Source organism: Viridibacillus sp. NPDC093762 (assembly GCF_050279675.1).
Classification (GTDB): domain Bacteria; phylum Bacillota; class Bacilli; order Bacillales_A; family Planococcaceae; genus Viridibacillus.
In genome coordinates this window covers 25,797-48,574 of the sequence record NZ_JBNNUK010000002.1, presented here as the reverse complement: position 1 = coordinate 48,574, position 22,778 = coordinate 25,797, and the positions used below count along the sequence as shown (strand labels likewise).

20 protein-coding genes and 1 pseudogene are annotated in these 22,778 nt (G+C 34.5%); 3 read left to right on the top strand and 18 right to left on the bottom strand.

The annotated features are described in order from the left end of the window. Positions 1–179: 179 nt before the first annotated feature. From ACQKM9_RS04065 to ACQKM9_RS04030, 8 genes are all read right to left on the bottom strand, one after another. Positions 180–1,115 (bottom strand): nuclease-related domain-containing protein, encoded by a 936-nt coding sequence (locus ACQKM9_RS04065; protein WP_427732903.1) that lies wholly within the window; start codon positions 1,113–1,115, stop codon positions 180–182. Between the two features lie 377 nt (positions 1,116–1,492). After that, positions 1,493–1,981, bottom strand: a complete 489-nt coding sequence (locus ACQKM9_RS04060; RefSeq protein WP_427732901.1) for a hypothetical protein — start codon at positions 1,979–1,981, stop codon at positions 1,493–1,495. 161 nt (positions 1,982–2,142) lie between these two features. Continuing rightward, complete coding sequence (locus tag ACQKM9_RS04055; RefSeq protein WP_427732897.1) at positions 2,143–3,276, bottom strand: acetylornithine transaminase; 1,134 nt, start codon at positions 3,274–3,276, stop codon at positions 2,143–2,145. Then, positions 3,273–4,052, bottom strand: coding sequence for an acetylglutamate kinase (gene argB, locus ACQKM9_RS04050; protein WP_427732896.1), 780 nt, complete (start codon positions 4,050–4,052; stop codon positions 3,273–3,275). The genes ACQKM9_RS04055 and argB overlap by 4 nt, the downstream gene beginning before the upstream one ends. Then, on the bottom strand, positions 4,015–5,241 hold the full coding sequence (gene argJ / locus ACQKM9_RS04045; protein WP_427732894.1) for a bifunctional glutamate N-acetyltransferase/amino-acid acetyltransferase ArgJ: 1,227 nt from the start codon (positions 5,239–5,241) through the stop codon (positions 4,015–4,017). Before argJ ends, argB begins: the two co-directional genes overlap by 38 nt. Positions 5,242–5,256: 15 nt before the next feature. Next, a complete protein-coding gene (gene argC / locus ACQKM9_RS04040; RefSeq protein ID WP_427732892.1) occupies positions 5,257–6,291 on the bottom strand; it encodes an N-acetyl-gamma-glutamyl-phosphate reductase in 1,035 nt (344 codons plus the stop codon). Positions 6,292–6,649: 358 nt separating this feature from the next. Further along, positions 6,650–7,855: an AI-2E family transporter gene (locus ACQKM9_RS04035; protein ID WP_427732890.1), complete on the bottom strand. Its 1,206-nt coding sequence runs from the start codon at positions 7,853–7,855 to the stop codon at positions 6,650–6,652. A gap of 84 nt (positions 7,856–7,939) precedes the next feature. Then, complete coding sequence (locus ACQKM9_RS04030; protein WP_427732888.1) at positions 7,940–8,884, bottom strand: LCP family protein; 945 nt, start codon at positions 8,882–8,884, stop codon at positions 7,940–7,942. Positions 8,885–8,996: 112 nt separating this feature from the next. Between ACQKM9_RS04030 and msrA the strand changes: the two genes are divergently transcribed. From msrA to ACQKM9_RS04015, 3 genes and pseudogenes are all read left to right on the top strand, one after another. Next, complete coding sequence (gene msrA / locus ACQKM9_RS04025) at positions 8,997–9,524, top strand: peptide-methionine (S)-S-oxide reductase MsrA (RefSeq protein WP_427732887.1); 528 nt, start codon at positions 8,997–8,999, stop codon at positions 9,522–9,524. Between the two features lie 133 nt (positions 9,525–9,657). Further along, complete coding sequence (locus ACQKM9_RS04020; protein WP_427732885.1) at positions 9,658–10,563, top strand: AEC family transporter; 906 nt, start codon at positions 9,658–9,660, stop codon at positions 10,561–10,563. A gap of 176 nt (positions 10,564–10,739) precedes the next feature. Next, a pseudogene (locus ACQKM9_RS04015) lies at positions 10,740–11,087 on the top strand (class I SAM-dependent methyltransferase); the annotation flags it as partial. Between the two features lie 330 nt (positions 11,088–11,417). On the opposite strand, the gene ACQKM9_RS04010 reads toward ACQKM9_RS04015, so the two are convergent. From ACQKM9_RS04010 to gcvPB, 10 genes are all read right to left on the bottom strand, one after another. Then, a complete protein-coding gene (locus ACQKM9_RS04010) occupies positions 11,418–11,720 on the bottom strand; it encodes a DUF3784 domain-containing protein (protein WP_427732883.1) in 303 nt (100 codons plus the stop codon). A gap of 1,109 nt (positions 11,721–12,829) precedes the next feature. Then, positions 12,830–13,315, bottom strand: a complete 486-nt coding sequence (locus tag ACQKM9_RS04005) for a peptide ABC transporter substrate-binding protein (protein ID WP_427732881.1) — start codon at positions 13,313–13,315, stop codon at positions 12,830–12,832. A gap of 182 nt (positions 13,316–13,497) precedes the next feature. Next, complete coding sequence (locus ACQKM9_RS04000) at positions 13,498–14,685, bottom strand: M20 metallopeptidase family protein (RefSeq protein WP_427732879.1); 1,188 nt, start codon at positions 14,683–14,685, stop codon at positions 13,498–13,500. 27 nt (positions 14,686–14,712) lie between these two features. Next, complete coding sequence (locus ACQKM9_RS03995) at positions 14,713–16,110, bottom strand: YfcC family protein (RefSeq protein WP_427732877.1); 1,398 nt, start codon at positions 16,108–16,110, stop codon at positions 14,713–14,715. Positions 16,111–16,253: 143 nt separating this feature from the next. Further along, positions 16,254–17,006 carry an SDR family NAD(P)-dependent oxidoreductase gene (locus ACQKM9_RS03990; protein WP_427732875.1) on the bottom strand — a complete coding sequence of 251 codons (753 nt, stop codon included), beginning with the start codon at positions 17,004–17,006 and terminating at the stop codon, positions 16,254–16,256. A gap of 59 nt (positions 17,007–17,065) precedes the next feature. Next, positions 17,066–18,739: a M20/M25/M40 family metallo-hydrolase gene (locus ACQKM9_RS03985; protein ID WP_427732873.1), complete on the bottom strand. Its 1,674-nt coding sequence runs from the start codon at positions 18,737–18,739 to the stop codon at positions 17,066–17,068. Between the two features lie 47 nt (positions 18,740–18,786). Continuing rightward, entirely contained in the window at positions 18,787–19,509 is a 723-nt protein-coding gene (locus ACQKM9_RS03980) for an amino acid ABC transporter ATP-binding protein (RefSeq protein WP_427732871.1), read from the bottom strand. Then, positions 19,484–20,164: an amino acid ABC transporter permease gene (locus ACQKM9_RS03975; RefSeq protein ID WP_370588348.1), complete on the bottom strand. Its 681-nt coding sequence runs from the start codon at positions 20,162–20,164 to the stop codon at positions 19,484–19,486. The genes ACQKM9_RS03980 and ACQKM9_RS03975 overlap by 26 nt, the downstream gene beginning before the upstream one ends. Positions 20,165–20,227: 63 nt before the next feature. Beyond that, positions 20,228–21,052 (bottom strand): ABC transporter substrate-binding protein, encoded by an 825-nt coding sequence (locus tag ACQKM9_RS03970; RefSeq protein ID WP_427732869.1) that lies wholly within the window; start codon positions 21,050–21,052, stop codon positions 20,228–20,230. A gap of 133 nt (positions 21,053–21,185) precedes the next feature. Continuing rightward, positions 21,186–22,760, bottom strand: coding sequence for an aminomethyl-transferring glycine dehydrogenase subunit GcvPB (gcvPB, locus tag ACQKM9_RS03965; protein ID WP_427732867.1), 1,575 nt, complete (start codon positions 22,758–22,760; stop codon positions 21,186–21,188). Positions 22,761–22,778 lie beyond the last annotated feature (18 nt).

Genomic DNA, 22,778 nt, shown 5'->3' with positions numbered 1-22,778 from the left:
GTGCTTTCTTTTAACCTACTCGCTCCTTTTGGACGTCCTTTTGCTCTACTCGTGCTCTCTTTTAACCTATTCAGCTCTTCTTTTAACTCACTGGTGCTTTCTTTTAACCTATTCATTATTTTTCAAATCAAAAACCCAGAAGCTTCATTTAATACGAAGTTTCTGGGCTAGAGTTTTAACTATTGATAAATTGTCTCTTTATTGTTTATCTTAAATCTCCTGGATCTAGTCTTGCCGTAAGCTATATAGTTGCTGTTGTTCAATACTCTTGAGATTAAAGATCTACTATTACAACTTAGAAAATCGATGCTTTCTTTTATTGTAATTTCTTCAGCACAAATGCTAAACCAATCGTATAGAGTATGCTCGATTGCATTGGGAATTGCTACTTGACATTTTGGACAATGCCATGTCCGTTCAGAGATACGGATACCACTCGTTCCGCAATTACAAATGACTCCCTTTTTTATTTGCTCAATTGATATATTGTATTTTTCACATAAAGGTCTGTGTTTGTACGGTTTATTATTCACTTTAATTAGATGAATCAATGCTTCTAATTGAGCTTCGTTTATGACTACAGGGAGCTCATTTAGTTTTTGGATAAATAGTGCGATTTCTTTCGACATGATGAGTGGTACAGTTGTAGGTGTAGTTTTAATTACTGTACGGCTATTAGGCATAATGATTGTTTTATAGATAGGTAATTGCTGAAACTTCATGGTTTTTAACCAGCGCTCAAATGTGTCTGATGCACGAAGTAATTGCATTTGTGGACAATGATATGCCTTGGATTGCCCTTCAAGTTCTTGAATGAGTTGATAGGGCTGTTCTTGGAAATGTAAGGTTCCTCGCATATTTTTGATTTCAATTAATAGAATATAGCTTTGTGTGAGCAAGACGGAATCTATTTGGGCAATACGTGTTGGAGAGAGTTGACACTCGAAGTTTGGGAAGTAAAAAAAAGAATTGTTAAACAGTACTTCTTGTACCATTTGATCTACTCGACATTCACCATTAAAACCAGCTGTTACATTTTCAAGTTGGCGAATGATATCTTCGATTTTTTTATTATCCGGGGAGAGGCGTTTAATGAGTTGCTTATGTGCAAACATTTCACTTGGTACTTGTCGCTTAATGAATATAGGCTTAACCTCCTAAACTACCACATCTTTATTCTTACCACTTTACATACAGAATAGTCAAACAATATTAAGCGATAATATTGTGTATTAAAAAAATCTCGGAAGTAAATCAAGTTCAAGTATATTAATAGAGCCTACAAAAAGCAATGAAAGATGGGGATGTAGATAGTCTTGATGAGCTTATAAATGACGATTTGATTTTTGTATATCATCTCAGTTAAGTATTGTCAGCCGGCCAAATGATTCGAAAATTATTTCGAGGCAATGTAATTTAGTTCAAAAGTCAATCAATACATTCAGTAAAAAAAGAATCCATTCTAATAACTTGGATTCTTTTATACAATCACTTAATCATCCAACAATATAATCTTTTGCGGTGTTGTTTGTGGTGGAATGCTACGAGTACTCATTTTGAAGAATACAGCTATATCATGTCCATCAAGCATTTCAGCTGCTATACTTTCCCCTACTTCATTTAATATTGTCGTATTGGGACTAATGTTTATCCGTAAATCTGCTTCTACTAAAGATGTTTCGGCATTGTATGTACCAACTTTATTGCCATAGAATAAATCTTCCTCATTCACAAGCACGAGTGTTGGGGAGATCATCAAAGCAGGTTGAAGTTCATGGAAATAGGCGTGAACAACAAGACCTAGCTTTAGTTCCCTAAATAGAAGTGGCTCATATGAAGTGCTATGAAAAAGAAGCATTTTTTTCGTTAGGTTAAGAATAAATATAGAATTGTCCTCTTGTTTTTGACAAGTTAAAGTAAAATGAGATGATGTTTCGTGGAGTTCAGTGAGTATGCCTTTGAAATGTATAAAGTTAGACATGTTAATTCCCCCTTTTTTACTTTTGACGAATTACATACCTGGAAGTTTCGTGTTCAACAATAAGCGAACAGGTCCGTGTACCCGTTCGCTTATATAAAACACTTTTGAAAGAGGTATAGAGTAATGAATTGCGATTCTCTGAACGCATTAATTCAAACTTATTAATCGTTGATAATGTCTGCTAAGATTGCGATGGCTGCATCGATTTCTTCATAGGTTACCGTAAGTGGTGGCAGAAAACGAATGACTTCTTCACCTGCACTAACTAATAGTAAGCCTGCATTTTCAGCTTCGGTGATCAATGGTGCCACAGCTTTGCCGCAGTTTACACCTATCAGTAAGCCCATTCCTTTTACTGTAAATTTCTCTGTTGGTAGAAATTTTTCTAATTGCTCTGTGAAATACTCTGATTTTTTACATACTTCCCCTAAAAATGACTCTTCAAACACATGATTAAGAACTGTTTGTGCAACGGCTACTGCTAGTGGGGTACCACCAAATGTTGTACCGTGTGTACCCGGGCTGAATGTGGTATACATTTCAGCTGTACCAAGCATCGCACCGATTGGGAAGCCCCCACCAAGTCCTTTAGCAAGTGTTACAATATCTGGTTTCAATGCAGTTTGTTCATAAGCATAACGTGTACCTGTACGAGCAATACCTGTTTGTACTTCATCAATAATGAGTAAGATGCCTTGTTCTTTACAGATTTTAGAAATGGCTTCACTAAACTCTTCGGAAACAGTATTTACGCCACCTTCACCTTGCACGACTTCTAGCATTATAGCTGCTACTTCATCATTTACTACTGCCTCTAGAGCTTTCGCATCGTTAAATGGAATATGGATAAATTTATCTACTAAAGGACCAAAGCCATGTTGCACTTTTGCTTGACCTGTAGCTGACATCGCGCCGAATGTTCTGCCGTGGAATGAATTTTCAAAAGTTATAATTGTATTTTTACCCGTGTGCTTACGAGCTAGTTTGATTGCTGCTTCATTCGCTTCAGCCCCACTATTACAGAAAAACCCGTGATCCAGATGAGTATTTTTCACAAGAGTGGCAGCTAACTGCTCTTGTTCAGGACTTTCAAATAGATTAGAAGTGTGCCATAATTTTTCACTTTGCTTTTTAATGGCCTCTACTAAAATAGGATTTGCATGGCCTAGACTTAGTACTGCAATCCCACTAGTAAAATCCAAATACTCTTTTCCCTCTTCATCATAGACTTTCGTTCCTTGACCTTTTACTAAATGAACTGGACGTCTGCTATAGTTCCCAAATAATGCACTCATGCGAAAACTCCCTTTCTTTGGATCTTTGTACCGACTAATTTTGAACCAACAATTTGAACAGTTGGTATCCCTTCATATAAACAGTCGATGGCAGCTTGAACTTTTGGAATCATGCCCCCATATATATCACCAGAATTAATCCATTCTTGGATTTGTTCTGGATTAACATTGTTTTGAACTTCATCCTCAATTTTTATCCCTGGTGTGTCCGTCACGAGTAACAGACTATCAGCATTCATTGCTAAAGCCACTTTACTAGCAACTGTGTCGCCGTTAATATTCAGCGGTACCCCATCAGCTGTTGTTCCAAAACAAGAGACGACCGGAATGATTTTTTCAGCAAGTAGAGTTTTTAGAAGTGCCGTGTTAACTGCTTCAATTTTACCTACGTAGCCATATTCTTTTTTGTCTAAAAATGAACAGTCAAATAAACTTCCATCATAACCACTTAAACCGATTGCTTTAATACCAGCGCCATTCAATTGATGAGTTAGCGCTGGATTTACCTTACCAATTAATGTCGATTGCACAATCTCAATAGCATCACTTAGTGTAATACGAATACCATTTTTAGTAGTAGTCTCAACATTAGCGTAGGCTAATGCCTGATTAATAGCAGGTCCACCGCCATGGACGATAATAATATCTATGCCCACTTGCTGCATCTTTTTGAAATTTTCTAAAAAGTCAGTAGTTAAACCTTTTAGCATACTGCCACCTAGTTTAATTACGATCGTTTTAAGATCTGTATGTTGCATTGATTTGCACGTAGTCATATGTTAGGTCACATCCCCAAGCAGTACCAAATCCTTCACCTTGATTTAAGGATACTGCTATTTTCACTTCATTTTGTTTCAAATAGACAATAAGTTCTTCTTCAGAAAATGGTACTGGTTCACCTTTTTCAACAACTGTAGTTGAGCCAATTTGAATTTTCACATCGGTCGGGTTGACTGTTGCGCCACTGTATCCTACTGCACAAATAATTCGTCCCCAGTTTGCATCACAACCAAAAATCGCTGTTTTCACCAATGGAGACCCTACAACTGTTTTGGCAATTTTACGTGCCTCTTCATCAGTTACCGCACCTTCAACTTTAACTTCGATTAATTTAGTTGCACCTTCACCATCTTTTGCAATCATTTTTGAAAGATCTTGAGATACAGCATGGAAAGCAGCTTTAAAAGTTTCCCATTCTGGATGTGTTGGCTTTAATGTGGCATTGCCTGCTAATCCGTTAGCTAATACTAAAACTGTATCGTTTGTTGATGTATCTCCATCTACAGTAATCGCATTAAACGTCACATCTGTTACTTCTTTTAATAGTTGTTGCAATGCTTGTTGATCGATATCTGCATCAGTTGTGACATAGGCAAGCATTGTCGCCATATTTGGCTCGATCATACCCGATCCTTTTGCCACACCCGCAATGACAACTTCTTTATCGTCTATAACTACGCTATATGCTGTATTTTTAGTGACCGTATCAGTAGTTAGTATCGCTTGTGCAAAATCAATTGCCCCTTCTAGCGTTGCATTTGGGGTAATTTCAGCAATCCCTTTTGCAATCGGCTCCATGTTCATGATTTCTCCGATTACGCCTGTCGATGAAACTCCTACAAGTTCTTTCGCAATCCCTAATTTTTCTGCTGTTAATTGTTGCATTGTTTCAGCATCTTTATAGCCTTGAGTTCCTGTACACGCATTTGCATTCCCAGAATTGACGATGAGTGCTTGCATTCTGCCGTATTCTTTTACAACTTGCTTTGTCAGTATAAGAGGAGCTGCTTTAATAACATTTGTTGTAAAAACACCAGCTACATTTGCAGGTACTTCACTTACTAAAATCGCTAAATCTTTTTTCTTATGCTTGATGCCACAATGTATACCTGTTGCAGTAAACCCTTTTGGTGAGACGATATTTTTACTTGAAATTCTTTTTAAACTTTCAAATGTAGTTGTCATAAAAACACTCCCTATTTAAATGTATAATGGCACTTGCATAAGACCCGTTGTTTCATCAAACCCAAACTGTATATTCATATTTTGAATGGCTTGCCCAGCTGCCCCTTTGACTAAATTATCAATAACAGAAACAATCGTAGCTTTGCCAGTCCTTGAATCGACTTTCACATGGATATCACAGAAATTAGAACCATAAACTTGGTTCGTTCCAAATTTTGCTGTTTCTTTGATAATTCGAACAAAAGGATTGCTTTGATATTGTTGAACTAAACAGTTATAAAGTTGTTCTTCTGTTGTGCCCGAAGTAATCTGCGCATAGCTTGTTGCCAGAATCCCTCGCGTCATCGGTACTAATGTTGTAGTAAATGTAATTGGTGTAACCCTATTTGCGAACATTTTCAAAGCCTGTTCAATTTCAGGAATATGCTGATGTTCATGTATTTTATAGATGGCTGTATTTTCATTTGTTTCACTAAAGTGAGTCATCATACAAGGCTTATTACCCGCCCCTGAAATTCCGCTCTTTGCATCAATGACTAAGCCATCTGCATGAATTAAATCTTCTTTTAACAATGGTAAAAGAGAAAGTAAAACTGCCGTTGGATAACAACCTGGATTGGCAATAAGACTTGCTTCATTAATGGCCTCTTTATTCCATTCAGACAAACCATATACACTTTGTTCAACAGCAAAACTAGGAGCTGGCTCTTTTTTATACCAATATTCATAATCTTCTAAATTTTTTAGTCGGAAATCACCTGATAAATCTATGAATTTCGTTGAGTTATTTAATAGAGGTGGTAGTAACTTGCTTGAAACCCCTGATGGTGTACTTGTAAATACAACATCTAACTGAGCTAAAGTATCTGTATCTATTTTCTCTAAAGGTTGATCGAATAGTTTTTTTAGATGACCATATTTTTGTGAAAAAATGGCTCCTTCATCAGAAGAAGTGAATAATTTAATTTTTCCGACTTCATTGTGATTATGTAATAATCTCATTAGTTCTAACCCACCATATCCTGTTGCACCAATAATTCCGACCTTCAACTGAATCACCTCACGTGTATGTTACAAATTATTATAAGTATGTATAAATATAAAGTCAATTGTATTTATATTAATTTGTTTTTATATTAAAAATGTACACGCTTCCATTATTGGTACAAAAGCGTTTTATATCGTATATATATTTTTCAAAAGAAATTTTACTAATTAAATAGTGTTTTTATGTATCAAAAAACAGCAATTCCTTCAGTTTAAATCGAAAGAAAGCTGTTCTTCTTTATAAAATCACATATTGCTATATTAATTATCTTCATTAAGAAATGAACTTTTTATATCCTATGAAAACATATCACGCAATTTTTCATTAGATAATAAAAAAATCGGTAGCAAATGCTACCGATTATTCGTCTTTCCAGTTCTCCACTTCATATTCCATTGTAGGGTCTGGTTCTTGTCGATTATAGCGTTTCTTATATAAATAGAACAAGTGAGTTACTAACACTTTGAGAACTGCATAACCCGGAATACCTAAAATAACACCTGGTACACCGAACAATGAACCTGCTGTTAATAGGACGAAAATAATCGTAATGGGATGAACATGTAATGACTTACCCATTACTTGTGGTGAAATAAATTTCCCTTCCACTAGTTGCACTATAGTCCATACCGCTGCCAGTTTGACCAACATAATTGGCGACGTTACGATAGCGATAATCGCTGCAGGTGTTATGGCAATAATAGGTCCTAAATAAGGCACAACACTTGTAACCATCGCTAAAAAACCTAACACGATTGCATAATCCATTCTGATGATTAAGAAGCCAATAGTAATCATGACACCGATACAAAATGCAACGATAATTTGCCCTTGAATATATGAGCTAATTTGGCGATCAGCTTTATGGAATAAGTGAGCCGCGTCATCTCTCATACGAGGAGGAAACATTTTTAAAATAAATTTTGGTAGTTTTTCTCCATCTTTTAATAAGTAGAATAAGATGAATGGAACAGTTACGATTGCTAAAAGAATTCCAGTTAGAGCAGAAATAAAGCCTGTAATACCTGTCGCAATACCGCTTCCTAGTTTACCCGCTGTATCTTTAACAGTATCACTTAAATCTTTCGTTATATCTGACATTACTTGATCTAATTCAAAATTGTATTTAGATAAGAAGGAATTGAAAGTCGATCCTTGTACGAAAGATTGGGTTTTATGAAGCATTTCCATAAAGTATTGTGGAAATTCATTGATTAAATTCGTAAACTGCCCTTTTAGGAATGGGAATACTAGAATAACTAACAAAGTAATTATTCCGGCTAGCCCAATGTAAATAATCAAAATCCCCCATACTCTCGGGATTTTCCAATTCTCAAGTATACGCAGAATAGGTCTTAATAGATAATAAGCAATGGAGGCTAAAATAACCGGGAGTACTACTGTTTGTAAAAAAACAATAATGGGATAGAAAATAAAAGATACTTTATCATAGATGAATATAATACACCCTAAAATTAATAAAGTTAATAATCCAAAAAGTAAATTTCTACCCCCTAAAAATCGAATAAATCTTGTTGAAAAAAATGATGGTTTTTCTGGTTCCATCCAATCCCCCCTTTTTGACAAAAAGTGCATATGATTAGTTTACAGGATGCATTCGTTTTGCGCTAATAATATTATACCCCTATATTACTGTTCAAAATCAAGAAATTCCTCTAAAGCTTTATTATTTAAAGCACGATCAATTTCAATGACAGAACCTGCATGAGAATAATTAGCAAATGAATAGCTATGTTCGACCGGAATAGTCAGTTTTTCGATATTTAGATCTCCACCTCTTATGATTGATGTCATTAATGATAATTCATCTTTGGCTGTCATATCAGTTTGAACATAACCTTGCAGTGCTCCTAATAATTTAGGGAAGTTTTTATAATTACCTGGTGATACAACTTCTTTTTTCAATGCTTCTAGAGCTTGTTGTTGTCGATCTACACGTCCAAAGTCACCTTGTGCATCCGAACGGAACCGAGCAAAGCCTAATAATTCTTTACCATTCAACTGTTGTGTTCCTTTTTTCAAATTAACTCCGATGTTTTTTGACATATCTTTATCGACATTAACTTCTACCCCATTTGGTGCAATAATATCTACCATCGATTCGAAGCTTTTAAAGTCAATTAATGCATAATGATTAATTTCTACATCGAACATGTTACTGATTGTATCCTTTAATAATTGAACACCATCTAAATAATAGGCTGTGTTCAACTTATATGATTGATAGCCAGGGATATCTGCATAAATATCTCGCATGAATGATACCATTTTAATGTCATTTGTATCTTTGTTCCATGAAACAAGCATCATAGAATCTGTTCGCGATTTTGCCTCACCGCGAGAATCGACACCTAAAAGTAAAATATTTTCTATATTTTTTGATGAAGCTTCATCACCAATAAAGTTTTCTGGTTTCTGTTCCTGCCCTTTTGCAAGTTCTATCCCTGCTTTATATTCAGTGTATGCATATACGCCTACCCCAACTAATAGAAATAGTAGAAAAGTAAAGAACACACGTCCTTTTCGAAGTTTGCGTTTTTTTTTGCGCACTCGCGTTTGTTGATTTTCTTGCATGATGGATGCTCCTTTCAAGAGGGTATGTTTTTCTAGTTGTTAATGTTGTAAACTAAAAGATGTACAAAATGGCACGTATTAATGACGTCTTTATACTATTGGAGGTTACAACATGGAACAAATTACTAAAATAGCTACATTTGCTGGTGGATGTTTTTGGTGCATGGTCAAACCATTTGTCGAATATGATGGAATACATACAGTAACTTCAGGCTACATGGGTGGACATTTAGAAAACCCAACATATGAAGATGTAAAAGCTGGTCAATCAGGTCATTTAGAAGTCGTTCAGATTGAATTTGATCCAACGATCTTTTCATACGAAAAATTATTAGAAATCTTCTGGCCACAAGTCGATCCAACAGATGACGGAGGTCAGTTCCAAGACCGCGGTGAATCTTATAAAGCAGCCATATTCTATCATGATTCGTTGCAACAACAGTTAGCGGAAGCTTCCAAACTAGCGATAGCTGAAAGTGGAAGATTCAAAAAACCTATTGTCACTGAGATTCGTGAAGCAAGGAAATTCTATCCTGCTGAAGATTACCATCAAGATTATTACAAAAAAAGTCCCAATGACTATAAAGAAGACCGTGCAAAGTCCGGTCGTGATGAATTTATCAATACAAATTGGAAATAACATCAGTTAACACGTAGTTTATTTACTACGTGTTTTTCTTTGAAAAAATTAAACATTTTTTAAAATAGTATTGTCTATATTTTCAAAAGTGGAATAATAAGAAATATCTAATAAATCAAACGGAGATGGTTATTTGTCTTTATTTCTTATTATTTTACCCGTTCTAATAGTGTTTTCAATAGGTTTTATCGGACAAAAATGTATAGGTTTTGATATTAAATCGATTTCTACAGCTGCCCTATACTTAATGTCACCATTCCTCGCTTTTCGTACATTTTATACGACACCATTAACTAAAGATTATTTATACATAGCAATTTTCGCAATAACGTTAACTGTTGTTTTGTTTCTCTGTACTTGGGCTATATCTATTTTACTTAATGCTTCACGATCAGAATTTTCTGCAATGATCCTCGGAGCCGTATTCATGAATAGTGGTAATTACGGAGCACCAGTAGTGTTATTTGCTTTAGGTGCAGCGGGCTTTGATATTGCCGTAATTATAATGATTCTTCATTCACTTCTTATGAATAGCTTAGGCATTTTCTTTGCTTCAATAGGTGGATCAAAAAAAGCAACAATACAACAATCCATCCAAAAAGTTTTACGCATGCCCTTAATTTATGCGGCACTAGCGGGTATTACTTTAGAATTTTACCATATTACTATTCCGAAAACAGTAATGGATGGTGTTAGTTTAGTAGCTGAGGCATCTATTCCAACAGTGATGCTTGTTTTAGGGATGCAGTTAGCTGCTATTTCTGCTAGTAAAGTGAATTATCGCTTAGTTTCGGTTGTATCCATTATCCGTATAATTCTATCACCGATTCTAGCAGCAGTGATTTTATCTTTTATGCCTCTCAGCTCTCTTATTAAAACCGTTTTAATTATCCAATCTGCTATGCCCTCTGCTGCAAATACAACGATGCTAGCACTACAGTTTGATACAGAACCTGATCTAGTATCCTTTACTACACTTGTAACTACTATTATTAGTATCGTATCGATTCCGGTTGTACTCTATTTCTTAGGTATTTAAGCCAGCTGTATCCATGCATAACTCGATAATTGTGTTAACAAACAATGTCAATTACAATTATCTTTTCTTATTCTTAAATGAAGATTAACGAAAAATTGATTAATTGGTATAACCACTTTTTTTATCGGTGTATTATGTATCAATTCAAACGGTTCGGTCGAAATATTACGCCAAATGGCGGGTCATTTATCTTCTCTGTTGAACACCCAATCTTTACTTCAAGAAGTGAACAAGATTGGTATGTCGATGAAGAAGGCAATCATTTACACTGACCAGTAGACAATTATCATTTTGAAGGATTACGTGAAACATCCTTTTTAAATGAAAGCGTCCAAAAATATCATCGTACGTTCTCTACTTATATAAATGTTTTGATTAACGCAGGTTTTAATATTAGTGCAGTCAAAGAATCGACACCTTCTGAAGAAATGTTAAAGAGTCTACCTGAAATGCACGATGAAAACCGTAGACCAATGTTTTTAATGATTGCTGCAAATAAAGATGTCTCTAAAACTAAAAAATGATTTCATAAAAAGCAGTCCTACGTAATGTAGGACCGCTTTTTGCTAATCCATTATTCCTTCAGACCTATAAAACCTATATTTCAAGTGAATATCATTACATTGATTTGTATATTTCCATGAACCCCATAAAAAAGGACTCTCGAAATCAATATATCTATACCATACATTACCTTTTTACAACCTGTACATTCTCCCATTTTATACTGCTTACTCATATTTAATCCACTTGTATTAGCAAGCATAACATTCATGACAAGTTTGTTTAGTACATAAATTCCCAGCATAAATTAAAATCCGCTCGTTCCTAAGAACAAGCGGATTTTATCCAATTTATTGATGTTGCTTTCTAGTATAAAGAACTAAAATGATTAATAACAACACCATGATAAATGAGATTAGATTTATAAATACATGCCCAAAATATTTAAAAAAAGGGGTAATAAAAAGTAAACATGCAAAGGCTATACAGAATAAGCCGTTGTTTTTTGCAAATTTTGATTTATTGCCTTTGAATTTTTGACCATTATATCCTGCAACTAATTCAACATCTTCTTTTTTATAGATAAATAATCCTAAGGCTAAAAAGCAAAGACTGATCAAACTTGTAATCATAATGTCGATTAAAGTAGCCAAGTTTACTCCTCCTTAGTGCTTATTTTATTTCATTTAATAAAATCTATGCATGGAAGATGTCTTACTTTAATAATTATATCCTCTAAAAGTTAATGTTATATAATTGTTTTGTAAATTTTTGTTCATTTTGATTAATAAATATAGAATAAACTAAAAAACGATGCATTTTCATCTACTCCAGACAGTTTTGAATACTCAAATTACTTATTATTTTTTTACAAATCTTAAAAAAACATTTACAAATTATGACCCTGTGAATACATTTGCATCTCATCCTTCTTTAATATTTCGAGCCTTAGCAATCGTTACTGTTCCCCATTGCTTTCTTGATAATTTCACATTCTAAGTAAGGCTTGTAAGAAGCGGGTCTTAGTCTTATTCTTTTTGGATTCAGGAGAATTTGAATTATTATATTTTGAATAGCTCATTTGATTAGTATTAGAAAAAAGTGTGTACTTGTTTATAAGTCAATAAACAAAATTTGTTATTGAAAAAAGTTTATTAACTTAAAAACCCCACTTCTACCAATCGAAATAGGTGAGAGTGGGGTTTTATATATAAAAAATCATTATATGATTACGAAACTTTTTGAATCGATAGTACATTACCGATGTTGTTTCCTGTTCTTATGAGGTAGAAGCTTGCCACATATCGATATTAACCCATAAGTTTTCGGCATATATATTTCCATCCATTTCATGACATTTCAACTCCTCTTTTTATTCTTCACTGAAAATTTATTTCCTTAAGGAAACTTTATTATAATATATTAGCTTTTTCAGTTTCGGTTCACTATTCAGTGGGAAAATTTATTTTTATACCTATTTCAAACCAAAGTATGTACAAGTGGCAATTACGATTATTAGTCCACTTAACAATTATCAGAAAACATGATGAAGGGACATATTGGGAACTATGAGTTAAGTCCTATTGATAAAGATTAATTATTCGGTGAATTCGCTATACAGGTAGAAGAATGTTAATGCTTATACAATATAGAGGTTTTAGTTAGATAACAAACTTCAATAATAAAAAACACAAGGTTTTTACACCTTGCGTTTTTTATACGGTTTAGCTGTTAAAAAGCAAGGTAATAAAAAACAACTATTTTAGCTCACCCAAGACTCTTTAAGCTTCTTAATTCGCCAACTACCATCTTTGTAGTGAACTGTACTTTCTACACCAATAGCCCCTTTTGCTGATCTGTATTTCTCACCATTAAAAAAGATATTGTTTTTTACGTTAAAATTAACTTTTTGAACTGTTAGAAGTACTCCGTCTAAGGTAAATGTATCTTCATTGTAATATCCTTTCTCTTTTAATTCTTCAAGAGTAGCGTCCATTACTTTAACTTTATATTTATCTTCGAAATAGTCTAGAATAGATTTTTTCTGTTTTTCATTTACTTCATCAAAATTACTCATATCAATCGCTATAAACTCCATATCATCATTCAATGATTTGTCTGTTTCCATAATAGCGTCTAAAGCGATGCTATATAGTTCACTTGCATGTTCTTTTGGATTTATATCAGTGTTGCAGGCTGTAAGTAAAAGCGTCAGCATTAATAGAATTACCGTTAGTCTATTTTTCATTTCCCTCCCCCTTATACTAACAATTACATATATCGTTAAAATTTAACACTTAATGCATCTATTTCTAGATAATCAATTTTGAATCATTTAACCACTTATAGTTTTTCAAGATTGTACTGGAAACGATTTTTTTATAATGAATACTTCTTTATTAGAATATTATCATGTTTATTAAGATATTTCTAAATATTGTTAGCTTGATATCGGTTAATTGATTTTTCTTCACCCTTTAAAAAATGGATAACAGATTGTGAAATCAATGTAGCTGCGGGAACTAGCATTGACTCGTCGATATCAAATTTTGGATGATGATGACCAAACGTTTCCCCTGGCTTGCCGATGCCAATATAAGTATACATACCTGGAATGACTTCTGTATAATTAGAAAAATCCTCACTTCCAAGTATCGGATTAATCTCTTCTACTCTTTTTTCACTAAATAATTGAATTGCATTTTTCTTCACCATTTTATATAGTTGTTCATCATTCACCAATGTAGGATCCCCATGTAAATACTCCAATTGATATTTCCCACCGAATGATTCACATAATCCACTAATTATTTTATCCATCCGATTATGGATTTTCTCAGCAATTTCTTTTCCGAATTGTCGCACAGTTCCCGCTATATAAGCTGTATCTGGAATGACATTATAGTTAGTTCCAGATTTTAATTCTCCAATACTAATAACTGCTTGTTCAAGAGGATGTAATGACCTGCTAACAATAGTCTGTATCTGTGTAATAAACTGAGCAGCAATAATGGTCGGGTCCACAGTTTCATTTGGCATAGATCCATGTCCTCCATTACCAAATATAGTGAGTGTGAATTTATCACACCCTGCCATTGTCGGGCCACTACGAACGCCTATTTTACCTAACTCTAACGGTTCCCATAAATGAAATCCAAAAATTGCGTCTGCATCTTTTAAACCACCACTTTTAACGACTTCAATAGCACCTGCTGGAACATCTTCTTCGGCGTGTTGAAATAGAAATCGTATTTTTCCTTCGATTTTATCAGGATGTTCTTTAAAGTAATGAATCAATCCTAATAAAATTGCCATATGTCCATCATGTCCGCAAGCATGCATTACTCCATCTATTTTTGAAGAGAAGGGTAAGCCCGTTTCTTCTAATACGGGCAGAGCATCCATATCAGCTCTTATGATAACAGTCTTACCTGGTTGTTGCCCGGCTATTTCAATAGCAACATCTTTCCCTGAGAATGTGAAAGGTTTTAATCCTAAATTCTCTAATTCTTTAATAATATATTTTCTAGTATTGAACTCATCGTAAGATACTTCTGGATATTGATGAAAATGTCTACGGTAGTCAACCATGATTTGATATAAATTAGATATATTCAATATGACACCTCCTACTGTATTCTCTGTTTATTGATAATTGATTAATTGAGCAATGGTCACAAAAATAGCACCGAGAACATAATGAATAGCGATCAAAGGCCAAATCCACTTCACCCATTTAATCCACGAAATACCTCCTAATGCTAAACCAGCCATAAAATAACCAGAAGTAGGTGTGAAAATATTTGAAATACCATCACCGAATTGGAAAGCTAATACTGCTGTTTGACGCGTAACACCTAATAAATCAGATAATGGGACCATTATTGGCATCGTTAAAGCGGCTTGGCCACTACCCGATGGAACAATATAATTCACTAAACATTGCACTATATACATACCAATTGCAGCTAGTTGCGGTGGTAATGAGTCTACAGCAGAAGCAAGGCCATATAAAATCGTATCCATTATAAGACCTTCTCTTAAAATAATTAGAATTGCATTCGCAATACCAACAACTAACGCACCCATTATTAAAACCTCACAACCTTTAATAAACGACTCTGCCATACTACTAAAATTCATTTTTGAGACAAGACCAATGAGTATACCCATTATCAAAAATAGTCCGGTCATTTGTGTTAATCCCCACTCAAATTTAATGACACCCACAGCTAGCCCTACTAACGTCCCTAATAATACAAAAAAAGCGAGTTTGTGCCGTGTAGTAAAAGGAAATGTTTGGTTTGAATCCGAACTATCTATGAGTGCATTTTTTTCACCGAACATAACACTTGCATTTGGGTTCTTTTTTATTTTATTTGCATATCGCATGACATACCAAATACTAACCGTTAAGAAAATGACAAAGAAGATGATTCTTAAATACATACCTGAGAAAATGGGTAATTCTGCGATTCCTTGGGCTATACCAACCGTAAATGGATTCATAAAAGCAGCCGTAAAGCCTGCAGAAGTTCCTAGTAGTACGATTGCTGTACCAACCATTGAGTCAAACCCAATAAGAACTGCTAACGGGATTAGAATAGTTATATAGGGAATAGTCTCCTCTGCTAACCCTAACATCGCACCAGATAATGCAAAGAAAGTCATTAATACTGGGATTAAGAGCTGCTCTCTGCCAGCAATTTTTTTCGCCATGCTATGAACTGCACCTTCAATAGCCCCTGTAGCTCTCAATATTCCAAATGCTCCACCTACTATAAATATATAAAAAATTAGCGGGGCAGTGGCAATCATCCCTTTATGAATCGACTCAAATACATTTAAAATTGTCGTTCGATTTTCTGGTATTTCATGATAACTTCCAGGTACCACAATCGTTCTACCATCTTGTTCGATACGATCAAATTCTCCAGCTGGTATAATGTAAGTACAAATAGCTCCAATTATAATGACAGAAAACAAAATGACATATACATGAGGAACTTTGAACCTGCCCTTTTTCTCAGTTTGCATTTCCATAATCAACACCCCTTTTACAATTACTCTTAAAACGCCTTATTAATAGTCTGTTATTCAATTTACTTAATAATCTAAGTTCTATTACATAAATTTGATAGAGTATTTGAATTAAGCGAAAATAAAGTAAACAAAAAATGATGTTGTTAAGCTAGTTCTCCTCCGTCTACAGGGATATTCTGACCTGTAATATATACCCCCTCATCAGAAGCTAGGAACGCATAAACCCCTGCAATTTCTTCAGGAGTCGCATGTCTTTTAAGTGGGATATTTTCATTAACCTGCTCTAACATTTCAGGCGAATACTCGGCGATTTGCATAGCTGTTAACACATAACCCGGACATACTGTATTTACACGAATCGTTGGCGCAAGTTCTAAAGCCATTGTTTTTGCTAAAAGGTTTACACCAGCTTTTGATGCATTATAATCGGCGTAATATGGATGGCCTGTTATTCCATTTGTAGAGGCTGTCATTAAAATAACCCCACTACCTTGAATCAACATTCTTTTAGCTGCTTCTTGTGCTGTGTAAAAAATTCCATCTAAATTAATACCAATTACTTTTTTCCATTGTTCTGGAGTGATATCTATAAATTTGCTTCTTATACTAATTCCAGCATTTGATATTAAAATATCAATTCCACCCATTACCTCATCAACTTCTTTAAAGGCTTCTTTCACTTCATCAGGATTACTAACATCAGCTAAAACCCCGTATTTAATAGCAGAGTGTTCTTCTAAAGTTTTTTTTAATTGTTCTTCTTTGTTATCAAATATGGTTACAATTGATCCTTCTGCAGCAAATCGAAGCGATGTGGCTAGACCAATACCACTAGCGCCTCCTGTCACTACAACACGTTTATTTTGGAGACTATCCGAATATCTTCCGAATCCCACGAAACTTCACACCCTTTGCAAAAATTTTTTTAATAAAACTATCTATTCGTATCCACTTTCTACTTTTCTACTTCAACTACTTCCATTCCTAATAACTTTCTAATAACTTGATTGGTTAGATTAGGAACTACTTCCATCGTGTAAACTAGTTCCGTACGCTCATATCGATTATGGGCATCGTATCCATATGGGCCAATGTTTATTGTTGGAACATTTATTTCACGGATTGCCTCATAGTTTACATAATGCTTTGTGCCCCAACTCGGATTATTTTCAATAACTGCTTTTATATCATCTTCCCCATCACTTAATGCAACACAGCTCATATCACATACATAGGGGAAATAGTTGCGTGTTACTATTGGTTTTGAATAATGAGGTTGCACAACTTCGATTGCATAGTCCAATGCCTCTATCAAATTTTGCTCTTTTTCATTTTTCCCACTCAAATCGACACGAGGGGAATAGAGTGAAGAGTAAAATAGAATGATTGCTGGACTTTTATCCTTCATCCAATTCCATTCTTCTTCAACCACTCGTGCGGAAAACATCCGAACATCCAACGTTTCATCTAATAGTAGATTTTCTTTAAATTGCTTCATATGGTCTAAGTATCTATCTCCATAAAGTTCCACCAACGTTTTTTGCATATCTTCATACACAATTACTCTAGTTATCCACGGTAATTCTGAATACGGTTGCCCACTTATTTCACAATATTTTCGATGTCTTTCCTTCATTGTATTAATCCCGTTATCAAAGGCCATTTCCGCTTGTTCTTTTAACAAAGAAAGTACCTCTTTAGGTGACCATGATTGGATAAAAAAATTATAGTAAACGTATGCTGATAATGCTGTTTGTATCGTGTAAGTTGATTTAAAATCAGTTTGTTTCAACGAAACTGGTGGCATAGGGGTTTCACCGAATGATTGATCGCATAAATCGGGATTATAACTAATCTGTCTCGTTAACTCCGCCGCAATATAATTTGGATCTAATCCTTCAAAACTAGATCCTGCATGTGTTTCAGCACCAGTGATAAAAAAAGAAGGTAATAACTTTCCGACTGTTCCTTTATAGATATATCGATTAGGGTCACCTTCGTAGCGAGGGGCAACAAAATCTGAATTAATTAATGCTTGATAATCAAAAAGATGTTCTTCCTTTAATCGTTTTAAATCCTTCAGACCAGATAAAACACCATGAGAACTATCTTCTTCGTCACATTCTGCGAAGAATACAAGATTACCAATAAGCTCTTCAGGATGTTCTGAGTAATACTTTAATAAGTAGAAATGGCTTGCAACTCCGCTCTTCATATCCAAAACTCCACGTCCAAAATGCCATTCATCTGATAGTAAATGTTCTTTCACTAATTCCGGAAGCTTCTCATTTGCAAGCGCTTTCTTTAATTCACTTGGTGAACATGCTTTATCTTTCAAATGACTAAAATCATCAATTCCTACTGTATCGGTATGCCCCATTAAAATAATCGTCTTATTTGATTTTGCCTTTGTACCTTTGACAAAAGCAAAGACATTGTACCGTTCGACTTTATCATCTTCTGTACGTGACATGAATACATGGGATGGGTTACTTTTAAAATAACTTTGTAAGAAGATTAAATCATATAATCTCTTAGCTACTTCAATCTCACCCTTAGTATTTACGATACTTTCTACGCCAACTAATTCATCCGTTACTTTTAAAACATCATCATAACAAGTCAACATATAAATACACTCCTCTAAAATAAACTCTGAACACTGATTAATTGCCTTTATAAAACCTGCTGTAAAAAACGGATTGTTTTTTCTTCTTTTGGATTTTTGAAAAATTCAGACGGAGGTCCTTCTTCAATTATTTTCCCATCAGCTAACATGATGACACGATCAGCTACTTCCCTAGCAAATCCCATTTCATGGGTTACTATAACCATTGTCATTCCTTCCCTCGCTAGATTTTTCATCGTTTCTAAAACTTCTCCTACTAACTCTGGGTCTAGAGCAGATGTCGGTTCATCAAATAACATTACTTCAGGTTCCATAGCAAGGGCCCTTGCTATCGCGACTCTCTGTTTTTGACCACCAGACAATTGATCAGGATAAAAGTTTGCTTTATCTGCTAAACCTACTTTTTGTAAAAGTTCCTTTGCCTTTCTTGTAGCGTCTTCCTTACTTTGTTTTTTCACATGAACAGGTGCTTCTATAACATTTTGTAAAATCGATAAATGAGGAAACAAATTAAAATGTTGAAATACCATTCCCATATTTTCACGAACTTTATTTAGATTCTCTTTTCCAGCATCAATTAATTTTCCGTTAATCTCTATTTGCCCACCATTATTAATTTCAAGAAAATTCAGACATCTAAGGAGAGTACTTTTCCCTGAACCACTTGCACCAATTAATACAACAACTTCTGACTTCTGTATTTCTAAAGTAATATCTTTTAGCACTTCTAAATCACCGAATGATTTACGCAAATTTTTCAGTTTTATCATTTTTCTTCTCTCTCCCTCCAACATCTAATTTTTTCTCCAGTTTATTGAATAGAAGTGTGAAGATTAGAACTAAGATTAAATAATAAATACCGACTACAAAATACGTTTCAAACGGCATATAGTTAGCCGCTTGGGCAGATAGGGCATGATTAAATAGTTCGGAAACTGCAATATAAGCCACCAACGATGAATCCTTCAAACCAATGATAAATTGATTTCCAAGCGCTGGAATAGCTCTTTTGAAAGCTTGAGGAAGTATAATACGTCGCATTCCCAACATATATGGCATACCTAATGAGCGAGCTGCCTCCACCTGTCCACGGTCAATAGATTGGATAGAACCACGGAAAATTTCAGCTATATAAGCTCCTGAGTGTATCCCTAATGCTAAAGCTCCTGCCGTAAAATCTGATAATACAAAAACACTTGAAATACCATAGTATAAGAACATTAATTGAACAATTAACGGCATTCCACGAATTAAGAATATATATATATCTGCAATTTTTCCTAGTATTTTAATATTTGAGACTTTAAAAAATGCAAATACTAAACCAATTATAGTAGCTATTATTAGTGATACAAAGGTAAGTTCTACTGTTATTAATGTCGCTTTTAAAAATTCAATTCCATGCGTTTGAAATATAGAAGCAATATTGGATAAGAAGTTCACTAACAATCTCCTCCTTTCTAAATCCTATACTATTAAATTTAAACTCTATTTTTTATCAAGAAGATTTACTCCAAACCACTTTGTGCTGATTTTTTCATATGTTCCATCTTCAACCATAGATGCTATTGCCTCATTAATTGCTTTTAATAACTCTGGATTTCCTTTATTTATCGCAACTGCAATTTCTTCAGTTTTGATCACATCATCGATTGGTTTAATTTTCAAACCTGATTCCTTAATTGCAGAAACGCCTACAATACGGTCTGTAATTACTGCATCTACACGACCTGGAGGCAAATCTTGCAATGCATATATATCACTTGGAAAGTTCTTAATTTTTGTTGTATATTTTTTTGCATCATCTGTATAAGTACTCGCTTGCATTACACCAATTGTTTTATCCTTTAAATTCTCTTTAGCCTTTATCTCATTATTCCCCTCTGCTACAAATACTTGTGCTCCAGAAGTGTAGTAAGGATCTGAGAAATCTACTTGTTTAGAGCGGTCTTCTGTAGCTGTCATACTGCCAATAATCGCATCATATTTTTTTCCTTTTAACCCTTGTATAATCGTTTCCCATGGGTTTGTTACTGGATTAGCCTCTAATCCAATTCGTTTTGCAATCTCAGTGCCAATTTCAACATCAAACCCTACTAGTTTTTCGTTTTCTTTATAGTTTAGCGGTTTTAAAAGGCCACTCATTGCGAAAGTCAATTTCCCCTCATTTACAAGATCCATCTTCACTTTATTATTATCAGTCTTTTCGTTTCCTTTAGAATTGTTTGAAGCATTACTGTTACAAGCACTTAACACAAAAATAACTATTAATCCAACAAAAAGAGATAATAAAGCATTTTTATTCTTCTTCATTTTCATCCGCCCCTTATTTTTTTTTGAATATAAATTAGCTTGACATTATTCAAAAGACTTAATTTTTTCAAACTTTTATTCTTTTTCTAGGGAACAAAGGCAATCAATTCTTCTCAATTGATTGCCTTTCCTTTTACTTAATAAGTTCTGGTTTTAATACTTTCTTTTGATACATCCTCCAAGTAATACACCATTTCTCAGGATTATCTAAATAATCTTCTTCAACTAGTTGATGAATTGTACTATTGTAAGGGGCATTTTTTACAATTTCAGGATTGTTATATGCCTCATTTGAAATTTGCTGAAGCGCATTAATGTATTCATCTAAATCTGTTTTTGAATAGGATTCAGTTGGTTCTAGTGTAAATGGTTGTGGAACAATATACGGGTGGTGACTAGTCCAGTAATGTAGACCGAAATCAGTCATCCTTCTTTGTACATCTTCTGTAGTAATACCTGTTTCACTAGCCATTTGTTCCCAACTATATCGAACTTGTTCTAATCGTTGACCTTTAACGTAAGGGGCACTTGCACCACGAATTTTTTGTACTTTATGGTATAAGTAGTTATTATTTAATACTGCCGTTTGGGCTACTTCTCGTAATCCATCTGGACCTAATGCGCGTATCCATGCATAAGATCTTAAGATTGTTTGGGCTACGCCATGAAATGCACGTACTTTGCCAATTGAGTGTTGTAAATTATTATTTAATGAATATTTTTCTCCATCATATTCAACAATTGGACCTGGTAAATATTCTTTTAATGCTTCAGTAACCCCTAGAGCTCCTGTTGCAGGCCCCCCACACATATGAGGTGCAGCGAATGTTTTATGAAGATTAAAGAAACACATATCAAAGCCCGCTTCTTTTGCTCTTGTAATACCTAATAAGCCATTTGCATTTGCTTGATCGTAATAACAAATTCCACCCGCTTCATGCACAATCTTTGTAAACTCTTTAATTTTAGAATTAAAGATTCCAGTATCTTCAGGATTTGCTACAACAAACCCAGCCGTTCTTTCAGAAACCACTTCTTTTAATTTCTCAATATCTGGGAATCCATTTTCATCTGGATGTAATGTAATCACTTTATATCCTTTCACAACAGCCGTTGCTGCTTGTGATGGATGCGAGAATATAGTTGTGATGATTTCGTCACGTTGAGCTCCTTCACCACGTGTTTCATGATATTTTCTAACGATTGAAGCCATCGCAAATAATGCCTGTGTTCCGCCACTTGGCTGGAATGAAAAAGCACCCATCCCTGAAATTTCACGCATACACAAATCTAAATTATGAATAATTTCTAACATCCCTTGTACAGTGCTCTCTTCTTGAAGTGGGTGAAGGTCCATCATCTTGGGATTTCTAATTAATAATTCATTTATTTTCGGGATATATTTCATCGTACATGTACCTTGGCCGATTTCTACATTAAAATCTGATCCCAGTGTTTCTTGAGACAGTCGTAAGTAATGGCGAAGTACACGTGCTTGACCAATTTCTGGAATATTCGGTCTATTTTTTCTATACATAGATGCAGGAATAGTAGAAACACCGTCACCAACCGTTGATACCACTTCTTCATTTGCTAGTGGTACTTCAACACCTTTTTCTCCCTCTTGATGAAGTTCAAAAATAATAGGTTCATTCCATTTCGCTTGATGAAAATCGCGAGTAGCTTCAGTTCTTTTTATTGGTTTCATTCTCAAAACTCCTTTTGT

What these genes read in the sequence shown, in the direction of transcription:
- ACQKM9_RS04065 (WP_427732903.1), bottom strand. Translation starts at nt 1,115, where the DNA reads ATGTTTGCACATAAGCAACTCATTAAACGCCTCTCCCCGGATAATAAA.
- ACQKM9_RS04060 (WP_427732901.1), bottom strand. Translation starts at nt 1,981, where the DNA reads ATGTCTAACTTTATACATTTCAAAGGCATACTCACTGAACTCCACGAA.
- ACQKM9_RS04055 (WP_427732897.1), bottom strand. Translation starts at nt 3,276, where the DNA reads ATGAGTGCATTATTTGGGAACTATAGCAGACGTCCAGTTCATTTAGTA.
- argB (WP_427732896.1), bottom strand. Translation starts at nt 4,052, where the DNA reads ATGACTACGTGCAAATCAATGCAACATACAGATCTTAAAACGATCGTA.
- argJ (WP_427732894.1), bottom strand. Translation starts at nt 5,241, where the DNA reads ATGACAACTACATTTGAAAGTTTAAAAAGAATTTCAAGTAAAAATATC.
- ACQKM9_RS04035 (WP_427732890.1), bottom strand. Translation starts at nt 7,855, where the DNA reads ATGGAACCAGAAAAACCATCATTTTTTTCAACAAGATTTATTCGATTT.
- ACQKM9_RS04030 (WP_427732888.1), bottom strand. Translation starts at nt 8,884, where the DNA reads ATGCAAGAAAATCAACAAACGCGAGTGCGCAAAAAAAAACGCAAACTT.
- msrA (WP_427732887.1), top strand. Translation starts at nt 8,997, where the DNA reads ATGGAACAAATTACTAAAATAGCTACATTTGCTGGTGGATGTTTTTGG.
- ACQKM9_RS04005 (WP_427732881.1), bottom strand. Translation starts at nt 13,315, where the DNA reads ATGAAAAATAGACTAACGGTAATTCTATTAATGCTGACGCTTTTACTT.
- ACQKM9_RS03995 (WP_427732877.1), bottom strand. Translation starts at nt 16,110, where the DNA reads ATGGAAATGCAAACTGAGAAAAAGGGCAGGTTCAAAGTTCCTCATGTA.
- ACQKM9_RS03985 (WP_427732873.1), bottom strand. Translation starts at nt 18,739, where the DNA reads ATGTTGACTTGTTATGATGATGTTTTAAAAGTAACGGATGAATTAGTT.
- ACQKM9_RS03980 (WP_427732871.1), bottom strand. Translation starts at nt 19,509, where the DNA reads ATGATAAAACTGAAAAATTTGCGTAAATCATTCGGTGATTTAGAAGTG.
- ACQKM9_RS03970 (WP_427732869.1), bottom strand. Translation starts at nt 21,052, where the DNA reads ATGAAGAAGAATAAAAATGCTTTATTATCTCTTTTTGTTGGATTAATA.
- gcvPB (WP_427732867.1), bottom strand. Translation starts at nt 22,760, where the DNA reads ATGAAACCAATAAAAAGAACTGAAGCTACTCGCGATTTTCATCAAGCG.